The organism is Streptomyces aurantiacus (assembly GCF_001418335.1).
GTDB lineage: Bacteria > Actinomycetota > Actinomycetes > Streptomycetales > Streptomycetaceae > Streptomyces > Streptomyces aurantiacus.
Map to the genome: position 1 here is coordinate 1 of NZ_LIPP01000120.1, position 16,584 is coordinate 16,584.

Sequence of the window (16,584 nt, forward strand, 5' to 3'; positions counted from 1 at the left end):
CGAACTTGAAGCCGTGGCCGGAGAAACCGCAGGCCACGGTCACGGACTCGGGATGTGCGGGATGCCGGGCGATGACGAAGTGCTCGTCGGGGGTGTTGGAGTACATGCAGGTGGCGGCCTTGAGGAAGGTGCCGGGCAGGGCGGGGACGCAGCGGGACATGTGGTCCGCCATGGCCCGGGTCTCGTCCGCGTGGACCGTCCGGTCGATGGTCTCCGGGGTGCAGACCCGGCCCTTGCGGAAGAACGCGACCTTGGCACCGAGTTCCGGCCCGTCGATGGCGGGGAAGCCGTAGACCTGGACGTCGTCCGCGTCCTGCCAGATGTATATCGGGTGGTTCTCCGACAGGAAGGGCAGGACCCCGCCCGCCGGCTGGAACCAGTACATGACCTGCCGCTCGATGGTGAACGGCACCCCGAGGTCGGTGAGCAACTGTGGCGCCCACGCGCCCGGGCAGATCACCAACTGGCCCGCGGTGTACGTGTTCTCCGCCGTATGGACGCGTACGCCGTCCCGGTACGGCTCCCAGCGGGTCATCGGCTCCTCGAAGTGCAGGTCGGCGCCCTGCCGGGTGGCGAGCTGGAGATGGGCCGCGACCATGTTCTCGGGGCGGAGCAGGCCGGCCTTCTTCTCGTAGAGCGCGACCTCGTCGTCGTTCGGAGCGAGAGTGGGGAAGCGGCGGCGTATCTCGGCCGCGTCGAGCATCTCGTGGGGCAGGTCCCACTGGGTGGCCGAGCGGAGCGAGCCGGAGACGGTCAGCGAGTCGGGCCGGCCGATCATCACGCCGCCGCACAGTGTCGCGACGTCCCGCCCGGTGGCCCGCTCCACGTCCTCGTACAACTCGTACGCGCGCAGCAGCAGCGGTACGTACGCCGGGTCCTCGAAGTAGGACTGCCGGGTGATCCGCGAACCGCCGTGACTGGAACCACGGTTGTGCACCGGCCCGAACTTCTCCAGCCCGAGCACCCGCGCCCCGCGCGAGGACAGATGATGGGCGGCGGCACTCCCCATACCGCCGAGACCGACGACGATGACGTCATAGGTGGGGGACACGGGGACCTCCGTCTTTTAGGGCATGGGGAACTGCTGTTCCTTTTTTGGGCGCGGGCTGCTGCCGGTGCCGCTGCTTTCGGCTTTTAGGGGCGCGGGGAACTGCGCGACCGGCCCCCACCGGCCCGCACGCCTGATCACAACCTTCTCGCGAAGCGATTAACACCGAATACGGGTCATCTCCGGATCGAACAGGGGTTCATCGGCAACGGTCGCGGCCACCTTCTCGCCGAAGTACTCGACAGAGACCCCCGTCCCGGCGGGCAGCACCGGCAACCAGGCGTACGCGACACACCGCCCCACCGTGTACCCGTACGCCGCGCTGGTGACGTAGCCGGCCGCGACCCCGTCGACGTACACCGGCTCCTTTCCGAGGACGACGGACGCCGGGTCGTCGAGCAGGAGCGGCGTGAGCCGGCGCCGGGGCCGGCTCCGCCCCTCCAACGCCCTCATCCCCAGGAAGTCCCCCTTGTCCAGCCGGACGGCGAAGCCGACCCCCGCCTCGTACGGATCGTGCTCGTCGGTCATGTCGACGCCCCACGCGCGATATCCCTTCTCCAGCCGCAGGCTGTTGAACGCCGAGCGCCCGGCCGCGATCACGCCGTGCTCCCGGCCCGCCTCCCAGAGCGTGTCCCAGAGGCGGAGCCCGAGGTCGGCGCTGGTGTAGAGCTCCCAGCCCAGCTCGCCGACGTAACTCAGCCGCAGGGCGGTGACCGGGACGTGGCCGATGTACGTCTCCTTGGCGCGGAAGTAGCCGAAGGCCTCGTGCGAGAAGTCGTCCCGGGTGAGCGGCTGGACGAGGGCGCGGGCGAGCGGGCCCCAGACGCCGACGCAACAGGTGCCGGAGGTGATGTCCCGGACGGCTACGTCGGACGGGGCATGCCTGGTCAACCAGTCCAGGTCGGCGGGGGAGTTGGCCCCCACCTGGAAGCGGTCGGGGCCGAGGCGCGCGACGGTGAGGTCGGAGCGGATGCCGCCCGTCTCGTCCAGGAGCAGGGTGTAGGTGACCGCGCCGGGCTTCTTGCGGAGGTTGTTGGTGGTCATGCCGTGCAGGAAGTCGAGGGCTCCGGGGCCGGTGACCTCAAGGCGGCGCAGGGGGGTCATGTCGTACATCGCGACCCTCTCGCGGGTCGCCCGTGCCTCGGCCGCCACGATGGGCGACCAGTGACGCGCCGACCAGGCGTCACGCTCGGGGAGCGGACCGCGGGAGGCGGCGAGCGGAGCGTTCGCCTCGTACCAGTGCGGGCGTTCCCAGCCGCCGCCCTCCAGGAAGTACGCGCCCAGCTCCTGCTGACGGGCGTGGAACGGGCTGACCCGCAGGGGCCGCGGCCGCGCCATCGGCTGGAGCGGGTGCAGGACGTCGTACACCTCGACGAACTGCTGGGAGCCGCGGTCCCTGACGTACGAGGGAGAACGCTGGGCGTCCTCGAAGCGCGTGAGGTCGCACTCGTGGACGTCGATCTCCGGGCGGCCGTCGATCATCCACTCGGCCATGGCCTTGGCGACACCGGCCGAGTGGGTCACCCACACGGCCTCCGCCAGCCAGAAGCCCCGCAGCGCAGGTGATTCGCCGAGTACCGGCATGCCGTCCGGCGTGAACGAGAAGACGCCGTTGAAGCCCTCCTCGATCTCGCTCTCGCGCAGCGCGGGCAGCAGCCGGCGGCAGTCGTCCCAGCTCGGAGCCCAGTCCTTGGCCGTGAAGGGGAACGACGACGGCATCTCCATGTCGTGCGCGCGCGCCTCGTCGTAGGGGAGGACCGCGAACGGGTCCACAGGCAGCGGCTTGTGGGCGTAACTGCCGATACCGAGGCGGTCGGTGTGCTCACGGAAGTAGAGGTCACGGTCCTGGAAGCGGAGGATCGGCATCGAGGCCTCCGTGGTGGCACCGGCCAGGCCGGGCAGGGGCTCGGTCCGCGCGTACTGGTGGGCGAGCGGTTGCAGGGGTACGTCGATGCCGGCCATGCGGCCGATGACGGGCCCCCAGAATCCGGCCGCCGACACCACGTGGTCGGCGGGGAAGACACCCTGGTCGGTGACGACGGCGGTGACCCTGCCGGCCGCCTGCTCGATCCCGGTGACGGTGTGCCGGTCCAGGAAGCGGGCGCCGCGGCTCTCGGCCCGTGCCAGCTGGGCGCGGGCGGCGAGCAGTGCGCGGGCCAGGCCGTCGTCGGGGGTGTGGAAGCCGCCGAGGACGAGCGACTCGTCGATCAAGGGCCAGAGTTCCTTGCAGCGGGCCGCGCTCACGATCTCGCCGGTCACGCCCCAGGAGGCGGCGTAACCGGCCCTGCGGTGCAGCTCGGCGAGCCGTTCGGGAGTCGTCGCGAGTTCCAGACCGCCGACCGGGGTGAAGCAGGAAACCCCGTCCACCTCAAGGGAGTTGAACTTTTCGACGGTGTACTGGGCGAACGCGGTGAGCGTCTTGGAGGGGCTGGTCCGGAACACCAGGCCCGGCGCGTGGGAGGTGGAGCCGCCGGGCGCGGGCAGCGGCCCCTGTTCGAGGACGGTGACGTCGGTCCAGCCGCGGGCGGTGAGCTCGTCCGCGAGGGAGCAGCCGACGATGCCGGCGCCCACGACGACCACGCGGGGGTTCGTCTCGGGCGTTGGGAGTGGGAGCGGCCGGCTGCTCACAGGACCACCACCGAGCGCAGCACTTCACCGCGGTGCATCTTCGCGAACGCCTCCTCGACCTGGTCGAGCGTGATGGTCTCCGTGACGAACGCGTTGAGGTCCAGCAGGCCGTAGAGGTACTGGTCGACGAGGAACGGGAAGTCGCGGCTGGGCAGGCAGTCGCCGTACCAGGAGGATTTGATCGCGCCGCCGCGGGAGAACACGTCGATCAGCGGGAGTTCGACCTTCGCCTGCGGGGACGGGACGCCGACCTGTACCAGCAGACCCGCGTGATCACGCATGTAGAAGGCCTGCTCGAAGGTTTCGGGACGGCCCACCGCGTCGATGGCGATGTCGACTCCGAAGCCGCCGGTGAGGGCGCGTACGGCCTCGACCGGGTCGGTGCCACGGGAGTTGACCGTGTGCGTGGCGCCGAATCGTTCCGCCCGGTCGAGCTTCTTGTCGTCGATGTCGATGGCGATGACCTTCATCGCGCCGTTGAGGCAGGCGCCCGCGATGGCCGCGTCGCCGACGCCGCCGCAGCCGATGACGGCGACCGTGTCACCGCGCCCGACGTTGCCGGTGTTCACCGCCGCGCCGTATCCGGCCATCACCCCGCAGCCGATCAGGCCCGCGGCCTCCGGGCGGGCAGCCGGGTTGATCTTCACCGCCTGGCCCGCCGCGACCAGGGTCTTCTCGGCGAAGGCGCCGATACCGAGCGCGTTGGTGAGCGGAGTGCCGTCGAGGAGGGTCATCGGCTGGGTGGCGTTGCGCGAGTCGAAGCAGTACCAGGGCCGACCGCGGCGGCAGGAGCGGCAGGAACCGCAGGGAGCCCGCCAGGCGAGGACCACGTAGTCGTCGACCGTGAGGTCGGTGACGCCCTCACCGACCGCCTCGATCGTGCCGGCCGCCTCATGGCCCAGCAGGAAGGGGAAGTCGTCGTTGACGGCGCCCTCCCGATAGTGCAGATCCGTGTGGCAGACCCCGCAGGCCTGCACGGTGACGAGCACCTCGCCCGGACCGGGATCGGGAACGACGACCGTCTGCACCTCGACGGGTGCGCCCTTCTTCACAGCGACTACGGCACGGACCTCGTATGGCACGACCAAGCTCCTCTGCTGTTGCGCAATGCACTGTGGGTTGCGCTATGAGGGACATACTGAGAACGCCTGGAGGGGGCCGTCAAGAGGTACGGGTTAACCCTTGGAAAAAGGCACGGGCCGCGTGAAATCTGCCCGACACACAGAAGCGCGGGGCCAGGTGTCACTGGCCCCGCGCTGTGTTCGGCGTCCCTGCGTAACTCGGTCCCGGGCAGGCTCCTGAGCAGGCTCTGGGTGAGCCCTGGCCGGATCTCGCTGGAAGCCCTCGGCGGCAGGGGTCCGGCCGGCGGCACCGCTCCGGTCTGCCGTCCGGCCGGCGTCCGGTCCGCAGTCGGCCGGTGCCCGGCCGGTGCCCGGCCGGTGCCCTGGAGGCCTCCGATCCCGCCTCCGATCCCGCTTCCGTCAGAAGCCGTACCCCATCCGGCGCGACAGGTCGGCCGCGGCCGCGGCGGTGCGCTTGGCACACTCCGGCAGGCGGTCCGAATCCAGCCGGTACACCGGGCCGGAGACGCTGATGGCGCCGATCACCTTGCCGTCGTGGGCACGCACCGGCGAGGCCGTGGCGGCCAGACCCAACTCCAGTTCCTCCAGGGCGAACGCGTAGCCCTGCTCCACCACGGACTCCAACTCGGCGCGCAACGCGGCCGGGCCGGTGATCGTGCGCTCGGTGAAGCGCGGAAGGGTCCTGGCCAGCAGTCCTTCGCGAAGCGTCGGCGGCAGATGGGCCAGCAGGACCTTGCCGCTGGAGGTGGCGTGCAGCGGAGTGCGTCTGCCCAGCCAGTTCTGCGCGGTGACGGACGCGGCGCCGCGGGCCTGCATGATGTTGACCGCCGCGGTGTCGTCGAGGACCGCGATGTTGACGGTCTCGCCCAGCTCGTCCGCGAGTTCGCGGCAGACGAGCACGCCCTCCTGCGAGATGTCCAGGCGCACTACCGCCGCCCCCGCCAGGCGTAGTACGCCGGCGCCCAGGAAGTACTTCCCGCGGTCCTTGGCCTGGGCGACCAGACCGCGGTTCTCCAGCACTCCGAGGAGCCGGAAGGCCGTGGACTTGTGCACCTCCAGCTCGTCGGCGATCTCGGTGACGCCCGCCTCACCGAGCCGGGCGAGGATCTCCAGCACGCTCACCGCGCGGTCCACCGACTGGACGGCGCTCCCGGCGCCCCTGCCCTGCTTCTCCGGTGACTCCTCTGTGGGGTCAGCCTGCTTCTGAGTGCGGGTCATAGCTCAACTCTCACCACCTGGCGGCTCTGTTTGAGCCGCATCTGCCGGAAGCCCTTGACGCGGCGGGCGTCCCGCGCGGATTCTGTTGCGCATAGCGCTCCCTCGTGCGCCATACGAAACATCATGTTACCGAAGCGTCCGGGACCGGGAAGGTCCCGGACCAGACCGGACCTGAGAGGTCCAGGACTGTGGGTCCTGGACCGAGAGGGGGGCCCGTGATTCCCGTCTGCCGCCTTGATGACCTCCCCGCGGGCGAATCCGTCCGTGTCGACACCGCGCCGCCCATCGCCGTGTTCAACGCCGACGGCGACCTGTACGCCGTCGACGACACCTGCACCCATCAGGACGCGTCCCTCTCCGAGGGATGGCTGGAGGGCTGTCTGGTGGAATGCCCGCTGCACGCCGCCTCATTCGATCTCCGCACGGGGCAGCCGACGTGCCTCCCCGCGCGCCGCCCCCTCGGCACCCACCGCGTCACCGTCGACGACGGCGTCATCCACGTCCACGTGGCAGCGAAGGAGGACACGGCGGCATGACGCTCCCTCCCGCCGAGAACACGACAGCGCGCGCCCCCGCACTCCACCTTGCCACGGGCTGCCCCGCGTACGGCGCCGAGAACCCCGCCGGCCCCACAGGACGCGGCGCCGGGCTGCCTGCGCGCACCACCAGCCGCCACGCCGCAACGGCCACCGAGTCGACCACTGTGCGTCACGCCGCAACGGCCACCGAGTCGACCACTGTGCGTCACGCCGCGACGGCCGCCGAGTTGACCGCCGGGCGTCGCGTCGTCATGGTCGCCGCGCCTACCTCCGGGCATGGCGCCGGTGCAGTGACGGCCGCCGCGCCGACCGCCGGGTGCGGAGCCGAGACAGCAGCCGACGCGCTCACCTCCCGGTGTGGTGCCGTGACGGCCGCCACGCCGGCCTCCGGGCACGGCGCGACGACGGCCGCGCCGACCTCCAGACGCGGCGAGAACCCGCGCGCGAGCGTGGCCGTGTCCGGCAGCCGAGCCCGGGTTTCCGGGCGCACGCGAGCGCCCCGAGCCCGGGTTTCCGGGCACGCCCGATCGGCCCTCAACCCCCGGAAGGGGCCCCGCGCATGAGGACCGTCACCGTCGTCGGGGCCTCGCTTTCCGGGCTGTACGCGGCCCGCGAGCTGCGCGCCCAGGGGTTCGACGGACGGCTGGTGATCGTCGGAGACGAACCCCACCGCCCGTACGACCGACCGCCCCTGTCCAAGGACTTCCTCACCGGCCGGTGCGGCGAGGACCGACTCGCCCTCAGCGACGCCGAAGAGAGCGCCGAACTCGACGCGGAGTGGCTGCTCGGCAGCCGCGCCCGTGGCCTCGACCTCCGTGACCGCACCGTCCTGCTGAACAACGGCCGCACCGTCTCCAGCGACGGTGTCGTCATCGCCACGGGCGCCTCGGCCCGTCGGCTCCCGGGCCCCGAACTCGCCGGAGTCCACACCCTGCGGACCCTCGACGACGCGCGCGCCCTGCGCGCCGAACTGACCACGGGTCCCCGGCGTGTCGTCGTCATCGGAGGAGGCTTCGTCGGCTCCGAGACCGCGTCCTCGTGTGCCGGACTCGGCCACGACGTCACCATCGTCGAAGCGGCCCCGCTGCCGCTGGTACCCCAACTCGGCCCGGAGATGGCGGCCCTGTGCGCCGCGCTGCACCGGCGCGGTGGTGTCGATCTGGTCACCGGGACGGGTGTCGCCGCACTGCGCGGCACCCTCACGGTCACCGGAGTCGAACTCTCCGACGGCCGCCTCCTCCCCGCCGATGTCGTGATCGTCGGCATCGGTGCCACCCCCAACACCGGTTGGCTCGCGGGCTCGACGCTCGCACTGCACGACGGCGTGCTGTGCGACGACGGCTGCGTGACGGCTCTGCCCCAGGTGGTCGCCGTCGGTGACGTGGCCCGAGTGGGCGGCACCCGTGCCGAACACTGGACCAGCGCCACCGAGCAGCCCCGTATCGCCGTGCGCAATCTCCTCGTCGGCCACACCGTGGAGACCTGCCGCCCGCTGCCCTACTTCTGGTCCGACCAGTACGGAGCGCGGATCCAGTTCGCCGGACGGCGGCTCGACACCGACACCGTCCGCATCGCGGAGGGCACCGTCACCGACGGAGCGCCGGGTGAGGACGGCTTCCTCGCGCTGTACGAGAGGGAGGGCCGGACGACCGCGGTGCTTTCCGTCGACCGCCCACGCCCGTTCATGCGCGCCCGACGTGAACTCGCCCGCTACGCCGACGCGATGGAGGCGGCCGCCCCTTAGAGAGGAAGCAGCCAGAGAGAAGCAGCCGGAGAGAAGCAGCCGGAGAGAAGCGGCGCGACAGTTCTGGGACAGGACGTTCAGGTCCTAGGAGTGCGACAGCTGCCCCGCGCCGCCGCCCCGCCGGCGTATCCGCTCCTTGGCCCGCTCCGCCGTCCGCTCCTGACGCCGGGCCTTGCGCCGCTCGCGACGCAGGGCCCGAGCCGTGCTGCTCGGCTCCGACACCACACCGTTGCGCTGATTCCACACCTGGCGTGTCACCCAGACGTCCAACGCGCCCCAGGTGGCCACCACCGTGCTCGCCACGCTGCTCAGCACCATGGGGAACGCGAGCCAGGAACCGGCCAGCGTGCACAGGAAGGCGACCATCGCCTGGATCAGCGTGACGGCGATGATGATGACGGCCCGAACCGCGGCCGTACGTACGGGATCGGGCAGCCGACGCCTGTCCGCGGGCTCCTCGACCCACAACGGCCGGTAGTACCCCTGGCCTTCGGACTCCGCGACGAACCGCTCCCCGGCCTCCGACGCATGCTCTGCCCCGGCCTCGAACGCGAGGTCCGCCCCCGCCACCGCGTCAGGCTCCGTCCCGGCTTCCGGCACAGACGCTGCCCCGGCCTCTGTCGCAGGCGCCGACCCGGTCTCCGTCACACGCTCCGTCCTCGCAGCGGCGCCCATCGTCGGAACCTCGGCCGCAAGATCGGCTCGAACCTCGGCCGCCCTGTTGGTTGGAACCTCGGCCGCGACGTCGGCCGGAATGTCTCGACCCGGGGCCCGTGGCTCCCGCTCCCCCTCCGCGATCGTCGCAACGCCCGTCCCCGGTGCCCCGTATCGCTCCGCCGTGCCCATCAACTTGTCACTCCCCACCGCCCGACAACCGCTCGCTCCGGTGTCACGAGACCCCGGCTCCCCATCGATTGCCCGGCTTGCGCTGATTTACGCCGCCTGGGCGCGGCATCCGGCACCTGCAGCCGATTTCCGCCTCCAACTTCCATACAGACAGACGATCGGCGTAAGCCGAAGATTCCCGACGACCAAGGAATTTCAGCCAACACGTCCGCGATACGGACTCGATCGCACCCGTTGTCCCGTGGCGGATCCCGGGAGGCAATCTCCCGCAATGAACGGACAACTGGGGATGTCCTGTTCCCGATGTGTACCGGGTCGGCCCGGACAGGCCTTCGAGATACCTGTGTGTCGGTAGTAGGCTCACGCCGTTTGTTGACGTACATGTGTGCCCCCGGCCTGTGGGGGCCGAGCTGGGGGAGGCCATGCGCTTTCGCGGGAAGTCCATCCGCCGGAAGATCGTGGCGCTGCTTCTCGTGCCGCTGGTTTCCCTGACCGGGATCTGGGGCTTCGCCACCGTACTCACGGGCCGTGAGGTCAACCAGCTGTTCGACACCACGTTCATCGTCCAGGAGATCGGCTATCCCACCGAGGACGTCATCAGCGTGCTCCAGGACGAGCGACGCCAGACCCTCGTCTACCTCGCGGATCCCCGGGCCTCCGACGCCCTCGCGGACCTGCGCCGTACCCGCACCGCCACCGACGAGGCCGTGTCGAAGATCCGTAGGAACGCCCGGAACGGCGACGTGCGGGACGAGATGGGTGCCGACTCCACCGAGCGCCTCACCGCGATCCTGGACGCCTTCGACGGTGTCAGGTCGCTGCGCCAGAGCGTCGAGGACAACACGGTCACCCGCGCCCAGGCCCTCGACCTCTACAACCGCCTGGTGGACCCCTGTTACATCCTCCTGGCCAACCTCCAGGTCCTCGACAACGTGGACGTCGACAAGGAGGGCCGTGCCCTCGTCAACATGTCGCGCGCCCGTGAACTGCTCGCCCGCGAGGACGCCCTGCTCGGTTCCGCCCTTGTCGTCGGCAAGGTCACCCGCGTCGAGGCCCTCGACATCTCCGACCTCGTCGCCCAGCGCACGCTCATGTACGAGATCAACCTGCCGCAACTGCCCTCCGCCGAGCGCGTCCGCTACGAGCGCTACTGGAAGAACGCGTCCACCGCACCCCTGCGCGTGGCCGAGCAGTCCGTCCTCGCCTCCGCGCCGGACACCCCCCGCGGCGTCACCGCGAAGAGCTGGGACGGCCTCGCCGACGAGGTCCTCGATGGTCTCGACAAGGTCAACACCCAGGCGGGCGACCGCTTCCAGGACCGGGTCCGGCCCATCGCGGTCGGCGTCATCGTCAAGGCCGCCATCGCCGGCGTGCTCGGCCTGGTCGCGGTGCTGGTCTCCCTCTTCATGTCGGTACGCATCGGCCGCGGCCTCATTCGTGACCTGCGCCGACTCCGCCAGGAGGCCCACGAGACCGCCGGGGTCCGGCTGCCCAGTGTGATGCGTCGCCTGTCCGCGGGCGAACACGTCGACGTCGAGACCGAGGTCCCGCGCCTGGAGTACGAGAAGAACGAGATCGGCGAGGTCAGCCAGGCGCTCAACAGCCTCCAACGGTCGGCCGTCGAGGCCGCCGTCAAACAGTCCGAACTGCGCAGCGGCGTCGCCGAGGTGTTCGTGAACCTCGCCCGCCGCAGCCAGGTCCTGCTGCACAAGCAGCTCACGCTGCTCGACACGATGGAGCGCAGGACCGAGGACACGGACGAACTCGCCGACCTCTTCCGCCTCGACCACCTGACGACCCGTATGCGCCGGCACGCGGAAGGCCTGGTGATCCTCTCCGGAGCGGCGCCCTCCCGGCAGTGGCGCAAGCCGGTCCAGCTGATGGACGTCGTACGCGCCGCCGTCGCCGAGGTCGAGGACTACGAGCGCATCGAGGTCCGGCGGCTGCCGCGGATGGCCGTCACCGGGTCCGCCGTCGCCGACCTCACCCACCTCGTGGCCGAACTCCTGGAGAACGCCACGGTGTTCTCGCCGCCGCACACGGCCGTACAGGTGCTCGGTGAGCGCGTCGCCAACGGTTTCACCCTGGAGATCCACGACCGCGGGCTCGGCATGGCCGCCGAGGCCCTCCTCGACGCCAACCTCCGGCTCGCCGAGACCCCCGAGTTCGAGCTCTCGGACACCGACCGGCTCGGGCTCTTCGTGGTCAGCCGGCTCGCCCAGCGACAGAACGTACGCGTCTCCCTGCAGCCTTCTCCGTACGGCGGGACGACCGCCGTGGTGTTCGTGCCCGACGCGCTGCTCTCGGACGACGTGCCCGACACCAACGGCGTCGGGTTCCGGCTCGACCGGGCGCTTCCCTCGAAGCTCTCGAAGGACGAGGCCGACGAGGGCCGCAGGGCCGCCTTGTCCCAGGTGCCGGTCTCGCTGCCCGGCCTGTCGGCGTCGATCCTCGACGGACCGGTCGAACTGGAGGCGCCCGTGGACCTGGACGCCCTCGAACGCTTCCCCGGCGCTCTCGACGACGAGGACGCCGAACGCGGCGGTATCTTCCGCCCGCGCCGCTCCGTCGCCGGGACCCCAGGGGACGAGATGCGCGAGCCGTCGCGCTCCTCCGACGGCGACGACCAGCTCGACACCCCGCTGCCGCGTCGCCGTGCTCCCAAGCTCGTCAGCTCCCACGGGCGCCCCGTGGCCAGGACCACGTCGCGGCGCGACGAGGCGACGGACCGTGCGGACACCGGCGAGGCGACAGAACTGTCCCAGCCGGCCCAGGAGACGTCCGAGCGCTCCGGCGTGCTCGAAGAGCTGCCGAAGCGTTCGAGGGGCGCCCGGCGGGGGCCCGCACGCCGCGAGACCGAGGACGCGCTCGCCGCCCGCCGGGGCGCGGCCGACGACTGGCCCGCGGGTACGGGCACCGACCCGGCGGACCGTGAACGTCGCCCGGCCCTGGGCCGAAGCGACCGGAGTACGGACCGGGGCGCGGACCGCCGCGGCGAGCACCCCGGAACGACAGGCGCAGGCACGGGCGCAGGCGCAGGCGCAGGCCGGGTGGCCGAGCCGGGCGCAGCGATCATGCGCGGACCGGGAGCCAGGGAAGGCGGGGACGGTGAAGCCCCGGCCCTGCCCCAGCGTGCTTCGCGTCGCGGGATCGAACCGAGCGGTACCCATCCCGCCGCCCCGGCCGGAGGCGGCGGTCCCGGCGCGCTGCCCCGGCGCGTACGGCAGGCCAATCTGGCCCCGCAGCTGAAGGAAGACCCCGACCGGTACGCCACACGCGACCCGGCCCGCACGACGGACCCCACGGAGCGTGACGCGGACGAAGTACGCAGCCGTATGGCCTCGCTCCAGCGCGGCTGGCAGCGTGGCCGCGAGGAGAACGCCGCGGGCGACGAGGCTCAGGCCGGCGCCCAGGACGGCACAGCACCAGGAACGACTAAGGGAGACGGCCGATGACCGCACCGAACGCCGCCGGCCACACCACGACCACCATGGCGACGGGGGAACTCAACTGGCTCCTCGACGACCTGGTGGCGCGCGTCGCCAGCATCCGCAAAGCTCTCGTACTCTCCGGAGACGGCCTCCCCACGGGGGTCTCCACCGACCTGACGAGGGAGGACAGCGAACATCTGGCCGCCGTCGCCTCCGGATTCCACAGCCTCGCCAAGGGCGTCGGCCGCCACTTCGCGGCGGGCAGCGTCCGGCAGACCGTCGTCGAACTGGACGAGGCGTTCCTGTTCGTCACGGCGGCCGGTGACGGCAGCTGCCTCGCGGTCCTCTCGGACGCCGATTCCGACGTCGGGCAGGTCGCCTACGAGATGACCCTCCTGGTGAAGAGGGTCGGCGTGCACCTCGCCGCCGCTCCGCGCGCCGAACTGCCCTCGGGCGGGTAGTGGGACGGCATGAGCGGAGACGGACAGGGGACGCCCCACTGGTTCGACGACGAGGCCGGACCGGTGGTCCGTCCGTATGCCATGACACGCGGCCGCACCACCAGCCCGGGCCAGCACCGCCTCGACCTGATCGCCGTGGTGGTGACGACGGAGTACGCCGAGGACCCGGAGGCGGACCACTCGCTGTCCCCGGAACATGTGGACATCGTCGAGCTCTGCCGTGACGCTCCCCAGTCGGTCGCCGAACTCGCCGCCGAACTCGACCTGCCCATCGGGGTCGTACGCGTCCTCATCGGCGACCTGGTGGAGGACGAGCTGGTGAACGTGACGCGTCCGGTCCCTCCTGCGGAGCTGCCGGACGAAAGCATTCTGCGTGACGTGATCAGCGGCCTCCGAGCACTGTGAACCGAAGAGCCCGGCCGCCGGCGGCACCACCGAAGCATGTGACACCACTGAAGCAGGAGAAGAGATCGATGATCTTCGGGCGCACTGAACGCGGCAAGGCCCCGGTCGAGCCCGTCACTCTCAAGATCCTCGTGGCGGGCGGCTTCGGTGTCGGCAAGACCACCCTGGTAGGTGCCGTCAGCGAGATCAAGCCGCTGCGCACCGAGGAACTGCTGACCGAGGCCGGCCGTCCCGTCGACGACACCAGCGGCGTGGAGGGCAAGCACACCACCACGGTCGCCATGGACTTCGGCCGCATCACGCTCCGCGAGGACCTCGTGCTGTACATCTTCGGCACACCCGGCCAGGACCGCTTCTGGTTCCTGTGGGACGAGCTCGCCACCGGCGCCCTGGGCGCCGTCGTACTCGCCGACACCCGCCGCCTGGAGGACTGCTTCGCGGCGGTCGACTACTTCGAGCGGCGCTCCATACCCTTCGTGGTGGGCGTCAACTGCTTCGAAGGTGCCTCCCGTTACCCCGTGGAGGCCGTCCGCCAGGCCCTCGACCTCGACTCCGCGGTCCCCGTGGTCCTGTGCGACGCACGCGGCCGGGAGTCGGTCAAACAGGTCCTCATCGAGGTGGTCAAGCACGCGATGACGTACGCGGCCGGCCGCCGCCACACCCTCACCACCTGAAGCACGAGGGCCGCCGTCGGAGCGGGTACGAGTACGGCCCGGCTACGAGTACGGCCCGTACCCCCGCCGACCGGGGTACGGGCCGCAGTTCTCGGGCACGGCGCGAGGAAGCCGCACGCGCGCGTGGTACGGCACTTGTGCTCCACGCCCGCGTGGAGCACGAAAACGCGGCTCAGCCCGCGTCGTCCTCATGCCAGCCGAAGCTCTTCTCCACCGCCTTGCGCCAGCTGTGGTACTCGCGGTCACGGACCGACGCCTCCATGGAGGGTGTCCACTCGACGTCCTTCTGCCAGTGGGACTTGAGCTCGTCGAGGTCGTTCCACACCCCGGTCGCCAGACCGGCCGCGTACGCCGCTCCCAGGCAGGTCGTCTCGGAGACCTTCGGGCGGATCACCGGCACGTCGAGCACATCCGCCTGGTGCTGCATGAGCAGGTTGTTCTTGGTCATGCCGCCGTCCACCTTCAGGGTCGTGATGGGCACCCCGGAGTCCTGGAACATGGCGTCCACGACCTCACGCGTCTGCCAGCTCGTCGCCTCCAGAACGGCCCGCGCCAAGTGCCCCTTCGTGACGTACCGGGTGAGACCGGTGACGACTCCGCGCGCGTCGGACCGCCAGTACGGCGCGAACAGACCCGAGAACGCGGGCACGATGTACGCGCCGCCGTTGTCGTCGACGCTCGCCGCCAGGGTCTCGATCTCGTCGGCGGTACGGATGATGCCGAGCTGGTCGCGGAACCACTGCACCAGTGCGCCCGTGATCGCGATGGACCCTTCCAGACAGTAGACCGGCGCCTCCGTGCCGATCTTGTACCCCATGGTGGTCAGGAGCCCGTTCTTCGAGGGCACGGGCCGGTTCCCGGTGTTGAGCAGCAGGAAACTGCCCGTTCCGTAGGTGTTCTTGGCCGTCCCCACGTCATAGCAGGCCTGGCCGAACACCGCCGCCTGCTGGTCGCCGAGCGCGGACGCCACCGGGACCCCGGCGAGCTGGCCCACGGCGGTCCCGTACACCTCGGACGAGGACTTGATCTCGGGGAGGACCGCTTCGGGGACGTTCATCGCGGAGAGGATGGACCGGTCCCACTGCAGCGTTTCGAGGTTCATCAGCATGGTGCGGCCGGCGTTGGTGACGTCGGTGACGTGCCGGCCGCCGTCCGTGCCGCCGGTGAGGTTCCAGATCAGCCAGGAGTCGATCGTGCCGAAGGCGATCTCGCCACGCTCGGCGCGGGCCCGCAGCCCCGGCACGTTGTCGAGCAGCCAGGCCGCCTTGGGTCCGGAGAAGTAGCTGGCCAGCGGTAGCCCGGTCTGCTCGCGGAATCGGTCCTGCCCGTCCGGGCCGCCGAGTTCGTTGCAGAGCGCGGAGGTACGGGTGTCCTGCCAGACGATCGCGTTGTGCACGGGCTTGCCGGTGGCGCGGTCCCACAGGACCGTCGTCTCGCGCTGGTTGGTGATCCCCAGCGCGCTGAGCTGGTCGGCGCGGAGCCCGGCCTTCGCGATCGCGCCCGCGACCACGGCCTGCACCTTCGACCAGATCTCGGTGGCGTCGTGCTCCACCCAGCCGGGCTTGGGGAAGATCTGGCGGTGCTCACGCTGGTCGACGGCGACGATCGCGCCGTCCTGGTTGAAGACGATGCAGCGGCTCGACGTGGTGCCCTGGTCGATCGCGGCGACGAACTTGTCCGTCATGACGTCCCCTTCGTCGGATTCTGCGGAGGACCTGCCACGGCATCACTGGTGATGCCACGGCACTGGTGATGCCGTGGCCCTAGAAGGCCGCATTGAAGATGAGCCCGGACAGCGCTCCGCCGATCAGCGGCCCCACCACCGGAATCCACGCGTAACTCCAGTCCGACGTACCCTTGTTGGGGATCGGCAGAATGGTGTGGGCGATGCGCGGTCCCAGGTCACGGGCCGGATTGATGGCGTATCCGGTCGGGCCGCCGAGCGACAGGCCGATGCCGACCACCAGGAACGCGACGATCAGGATCGCGGTGCCGGACTGGCCGAGGCCCTCGGTGAGTCCGAAGGCCAGGACCGGCAGGACCAGACCGACGGTCGCGATGATCTCGGTGATGAGGTTCGCCACGGGATTGCGGATCTCGGGCGAGGTGGAGAAGATCCCGAGCGTCGGCTGCGCGATCTCGTCGTCGGAGTTGGCCTGGAACTGCGCGTAGTAGACGAGCCAGCACAGCACCGCGCCGAGGAACGCGCCGACCATCTGCCCGGCGATGTAGAAGTGGACCTGGTCCCAGTCCCCGGTGTCGATCGCGATGCCGATCGTCACCGCCGGGTTGAGGTGTCCGCCGGACAGCGGCGCGGCGGTGTAGGCACCGGCCAGTACACCGAATCCCCAGCCGAAGGCGATGACGATCCAGCCGGCGTCCTTGGCCTTGGAGTAGTTGAGTACGACGGCGGCGACCACTCCGGCGCCGAAGAGGATCAGAATCGCTGTGCCGATGACCTCACCGACGAAGATGTCTCCGTTGCTCATGGCGGCTCCTAGGCCCAGG

At 70.7% G+C, this 16,584-nt stretch carries 14 protein-coding genes; 6 read left to right on the plus strand and 8 right to left on the minus strand.

The genetic code is table 11. From position 1 onward, the window contains the following. The 4 genes from solA to AOK01_RS17385 all read right to left on the minus strand — a co-directional run. Positions 1 to 1,051 (minus strand): N-methyl-L-tryptophan oxidase (solA, locus tag AOK01_RS17370; RefSeq protein WP_055512611.1); only part of this gene is annotated, 1,051 nt, incomplete at its 3' end. Between the two features lie 156 nt (positions 1,052 to 1,207). Further along, positions 1,208 to 3,628 carry a GcvT family protein gene (locus AOK01_RS17375; RefSeq protein WP_425424741.1) on the minus strand — a complete coding sequence of 807 codons (2,421 nt, stop codon included), beginning with the start codon at positions 3,626 to 3,628 and terminating at the stop codon, positions 1,208 to 1,210. Between the two features lie 44 nt (positions 3,629 to 3,672). Next, positions 3,673 to 4,758: an S-(hydroxymethyl)mycothiol dehydrogenase gene (locus tag AOK01_RS17380; protein ID WP_055512615.1), complete on the minus strand. Its 1,086-nt coding sequence runs from the start codon at positions 4,756 to 4,758 to the stop codon at positions 3,673 to 3,675. A gap of 399 nt (positions 4,759 to 5,157) precedes the next feature. Further along, positions 5,158 to 5,976 (minus strand): IclR family transcriptional regulator, encoded by an 819-nt coding sequence (locus AOK01_RS17385; RefSeq protein WP_079103491.1) that lies wholly within the window; start codon positions 5,974 to 5,976, stop codon positions 5,158 to 5,160. A 215-nt stretch (positions 5,977 to 6,191) separates the two neighbouring features. On the opposite strand from AOK01_RS17385, the gene AOK01_RS17390 reads away from it, so the two are divergent. After that, positions 6,192 to 6,512, plus strand: a complete 321-nt coding sequence (locus AOK01_RS17390) for a bifunctional 3-phenylpropionate/cinnamic acid dioxygenase ferredoxin subunit (protein ID WP_055512617.1) — start codon at positions 6,192 to 6,194, stop codon at positions 6,510 to 6,512. A 208-nt stretch (positions 6,513 to 6,720) separates the two neighbouring features. Here the strand turns inward: AOK01_RS17390 and AOK01_RS17395 are convergent, their stop codons facing one another. Then, entirely contained in the window at positions 6,721 to 7,005 is a 285-nt protein-coding gene (locus AOK01_RS17395) for a hypothetical protein (RefSeq protein ID WP_055512619.1), read from the minus strand. 69 nt (positions 7,006 to 7,074) lie between these two features. Between AOK01_RS17395 and AOK01_RS17400 the strand changes: the two genes are divergently transcribed. Beyond that, the gene (locus tag AOK01_RS17400) at positions 7,075 to 8,259 is read left to right on the plus strand and encodes an NAD(P)/FAD-dependent oxidoreductase (protein ID WP_055512621.1); all 1,185 of its coding nucleotides are present in this window, start codon (positions 7,075 to 7,077) and stop codon (positions 8,257 to 8,259) included. Between the two features lie 84 nt (positions 8,260 to 8,343). Here AOK01_RS17400 and AOK01_RS17405 read toward each other — a convergent pair whose 3' ends face one another. After that, positions 8,344 to 8,829: a hypothetical protein gene (locus tag AOK01_RS17405; RefSeq protein WP_342671046.1), complete on the minus strand. Its 486-nt coding sequence runs from the start codon at positions 8,827 to 8,829 to the stop codon at positions 8,344 to 8,346. Positions 8,830 to 9,527: 698 nt separating this feature from the next. Here AOK01_RS17405 and AOK01_RS17410 point away from each other — a divergent pair. From AOK01_RS17410 to AOK01_RS17425, 4 genes are all read left to right on the plus strand, one after another. Further along, positions 9,528 to 12,560, plus strand: coding sequence for a nitrate- and nitrite sensing domain-containing protein (locus AOK01_RS17410; RefSeq protein ID WP_055512654.1), 3,033 nt, complete (start codon positions 9,528 to 9,530; stop codon positions 12,558 to 12,560). Next, positions 12,557 to 12,997: a roadblock/LC7 domain-containing protein gene (locus AOK01_RS17415; RefSeq protein WP_055512623.1), complete on the plus strand. Its 441-nt coding sequence runs from the start codon at positions 12,557 to 12,559 to the stop codon at positions 12,995 to 12,997. The genes AOK01_RS17410 and AOK01_RS17415 overlap by 4 nt, the downstream gene beginning before the upstream one ends. Before the next feature lie 9 nt (positions 12,998 to 13,006). Further along, entirely contained in the window at positions 13,007 to 13,402 is a 396-nt protein-coding gene (locus AOK01_RS17420; RefSeq protein WP_055512625.1) for a DUF742 domain-containing protein, read from the plus strand. A 68-nt stretch (positions 13,403 to 13,470) separates the two neighbouring features. Beyond that, positions 13,471 to 14,076, plus strand: coding sequence for a GTP-binding protein (locus AOK01_RS17425; protein WP_055512627.1), 606 nt, complete (start codon positions 13,471 to 13,473; stop codon positions 14,074 to 14,076). Between the two features lie 172 nt (positions 14,077 to 14,248). On the opposite strand, the gene glpK is transcribed toward AOK01_RS17425, so the two are convergent. Further along, positions 14,249 to 15,760, minus strand: coding sequence for a glycerol kinase GlpK (gene glpK / locus AOK01_RS17430; RefSeq protein ID WP_055512629.1), 1,512 nt, complete (start codon positions 15,758 to 15,760; stop codon positions 14,249 to 14,251). 79 nt (positions 15,761 to 15,839) lie between these two features. Beyond that, positions 15,840 to 16,565 (minus strand): MIP/aquaporin family protein, encoded by a 726-nt coding sequence (locus tag AOK01_RS17435; protein WP_055512630.1) that lies wholly within the window; start codon positions 16,563 to 16,565, stop codon positions 15,840 to 15,842. Between the last annotated feature and the right edge of the window lie 19 nt (positions 16,566 to 16,584).

What these genes read in the sequence shown, in the direction of transcription:
- AOK01_RS17420 (WP_055512625.1), top strand. Translation starts at nt 13,007, where the DNA reads ATGAGCGGAGACGGACAGGGGACGCCCCACTGGTTCGACGACGAGGCC.
- AOK01_RS17415 (WP_055512623.1), top strand. Translation starts at nt 12,557, where the DNA reads ATGACCGCACCGAACGCCGCCGGCCACACCACGACCACCATGGCGACG.
- AOK01_RS17400 (WP_055512621.1), top strand. Translation starts at nt 7,075, where the DNA reads ATGAGGACCGTCACCGTCGTCGGGGCCTCGCTTTCCGGGCTGTACGCG.
- glpK (WP_055512629.1), bottom strand. Translation starts at nt 15,760, where the DNA reads ATGACGGACAAGTTCGTCGCCGCGATCGACCAGGGCACCACGTCGAGC.
- AOK01_RS17435 (WP_055512630.1), bottom strand. Translation starts at nt 16,565, where the DNA reads ATGAGCAACGGAGACATCTTCGTCGGTGAGGTCATCGGCACAGCGATT.
- AOK01_RS17410 (WP_055512654.1), top strand. Translation starts at nt 9,528, where the DNA reads ATGCGCTTTCGCGGGAAGTCCATCCGCCGGAAGATCGTGGCGCTGCTT.
- AOK01_RS17425 (WP_055512627.1), top strand. Translation starts at nt 13,471, where the DNA reads ATGATCTTCGGGCGCACTGAACGCGGCAAGGCCCCGGTCGAGCCCGTC.
- AOK01_RS17385 (WP_079103491.1), bottom strand. Translation starts at nt 5,976, where the DNA reads ATGACCCGCACTCAGAAGCAGGCTGACCCCACAGAGGAGTCACCGGAG.